The sequence below is a fragment of the Acidithrix ferrooxidans genome (genome assembly GCF_000949295.1).
Taxonomy (GTDB): domain Bacteria; phylum Actinomycetota; class Acidimicrobiia; order Acidimicrobiales; family Acidimicrobiaceae; genus Acidithrix; species Acidithrix ferrooxidans.
Map to the genome: position 1 here is coordinate 1 of NZ_JXYS01000146.1, position 2,194 is coordinate 2,194.

3 protein-coding genes are annotated in these 2,194 nt (G+C 43.8%); all 3 read right to left on the minus strand.

What is annotated here, in order from left to right; all coding sequences use genetic code 11:
• Positions 1-62: 62 nt before the first annotated feature.
• Positions 63-311 carry a DDE transposase gene (locus AXFE_RS17580; protein ID WP_052607199.1) on the minus strand — a complete coding sequence of 83 codons (249 nt, stop codon included), beginning with the start codon at positions 309-311 and terminating at the stop codon, positions 63-65.
• 655 nt (positions 312-966) lie between these two features.
• Positions 967-1,485: a methyl-accepting chemotaxis protein gene (locus AXFE_RS17585; RefSeq protein WP_052607200.1), complete on the minus strand. Its 519-nt coding sequence runs from the start codon at positions 1,483-1,485 to the stop codon at positions 967-969.
• Positions 1,485-2,138, minus strand: a complete 654-nt coding sequence (locus AXFE_RS17590; RefSeq protein ID WP_052605187.1) for an IS1634 family transposase — start codon at positions 2,136-2,138, stop codon at positions 1,485-1,487. Before AXFE_RS17590 ends, AXFE_RS17585 begins: the two co-directional genes overlap by 1 nt.
• Positions 2,139-2,194: the final 56 nt, after the last annotated feature.

Consider the following 2,194-nt stretch of genomic DNA (forward strand, 5'->3'; position numbering starts at 1 on the left):
CTTAGCGCTTTTTCCTTCTGCTCCATAGACGATCTTTCCAGTTTCATGATCTGTTACGGGCTCTAAATAACTTGGGTTATGTACTTATGGTATTTACGATAGGCAATCTCATCTACCCCTATTATTGAGAGCTTCTCTAGTCGCTTTGGATCGATCTCTTTGGCTACTACTCTCTCACAGATCGTACCAACTGTTTTCTGAGCAATCCGGGTGAGCTTCGTAACTGTTGTTTTATCCATCTTTGCGGTTGAGCCGGCAACTAGATGTTCAAAGTCTCTCGTGAAGCGAGATTTACGATACCGGTCACCCAAATGGCACTGACTCAGTGATTACTCCATGATTGGGGCATTTCGGTCTCCGTAGGGCACAAGAGATCCAAGTACGACGTATTCCCATGTCAAGATGTCTCCAGCGAGAGTTGATAAGTTCTGATGTCGTAGCGGTATTTTGTTTTGAATTTACGGCTTATTCAACAACACGGTGGACATGCGAGTTTGGATCGTGCAAGTTTGACATCTACAACAATTTCATCTTTTGAGATAAAAATATCGTTGACAATGACACCTTTAACGTCAAGCAACTGCTTGACTAGAGAGTTAGCGTGCACGGTTAGATCTCCTAAATCTGTGTGTTAGTAACTTCAAATTTAGAGGTCACAAACCGTGCACGTTTCATTCAATGCTTTTAAAGACCCAAAAGTTCTTATCGTACAGGCGTTACTTATCAGTTATGGGGTCTTGGTGACCCACATGAGGGTTAGGAGAGCCTAAAAACTTTAATCTCGATCCATCACTTCGAGTTAAAATTATGAACTTATTCCATAGAAATTGCCCTTATCTATGGAATATCAATTTCGAACTCTATCATGGGAAGTAGTTTTTAACTCTTCAGTGGCTCCTCGTAGAACTTAGCCCGAGATACCTCGTTGCACTTCAAAAGACCAACTGGGACAAAGTCAATAAATTATCAAAAACCGCTGGAAAGCATTGATACATTTTGAGCAATCGTTTTAGCCATAACTGACTGTTGTTCAGTCGCAGCGGCGATTTGTTCAATACGCTCTGCGTTTCCACTGATCTTACCCACGATATCAAATAGCACAGCAGAGGTGTTTTGTATTAGAGCATCGCCCTCACCGGTTCGCTCGAGGCTTTGGGAGACCAACGTCACCAAATTAGCTGCTTCATTTCTAATCTCAGAAATCGTCCCGGCAATTTCAGTCGCTGCCGTTCGAGATCGCTCTGCCAGACTTCGAACTTCATCTGCGACAACCGCAAATCCAAGACCCGCATCTCCGGCTCTAGCTGCCTCAATAGCTGCATTTAGAGCAAGCAAATTGGTTTGACCTGCTATTGACTTAATCGCTGCCACGATGGTATCGATTTTCTCCACGCGACTAGCCAGTTCGATAATCCTAGCCCTACTTTCGGCAACCACCCCATGAAAGCCCAGGTCATGACCATATTGGTGTCTGGATTTGGGCACTACAGTTGAGCAATCACCTTCTTGGTTCGAGCTAGGGTATCTACTACTCCAAGAATCGAGTAGATCTCTTTTTGGGTAGAGTTTGGAGTAGAGGAGATACGAAGGTTATGTAGACGTTTGTTATCATCTAACATCGTTACGTTCAAGCGGCTATGGGTAGACACTTGAGCAAGAATGCTGTGAACACTTCTTTTGTCACCGGCTTGAGACAAGCTAAGTGCAATTGCTCCATAGAGGTGATAAGCAACTACTGAGATAAATAGATGAGCAGCGGTACGACTAGCTAGTTGGTGATAGATCGGTCTCATCCCTAGATTGCTCTTTAGGGCTTTGAATGCATCCTCTACCTTTGTTAGGGTCATATAGAGCTTCCAGATCTCTTCTGGTTCTAGATCGTTCCTATTGGTCTCAATCACATAGGCACCATAGAGAGTCTCAGCTGCTTCTTTTACTTTTGGTTTCTCAGTCAAAACCAGCTCTTTGACTTTTTGGTCATCGCCAGTTATGGCATCTATCTCATAGCGACGTGCAATAGAGCGATGCTCTTGCTTTAGCTTTCCTATTCTTGAAGCCACAGTTGTGGCATTGGAATATTGACCACGCTTAACTGAGTCAGCTAGTTTGTCAAATGCACTCTGGAACTTAGTTTGCATACCTCTGCAATTGCCTCTTCTTTATCCCTGCGACGCTCTGAGATACATAGGATCTG

What these genes read in the sequence shown, in the direction of transcription:
- AXFE_RS17590 (WP_052605187.1), bottom strand. Translation starts at nt 2,138, where the DNA reads ATGCAAACTAAGTTCCAGAGTGCATTTGACAAACTAGCTGACTCAGTT.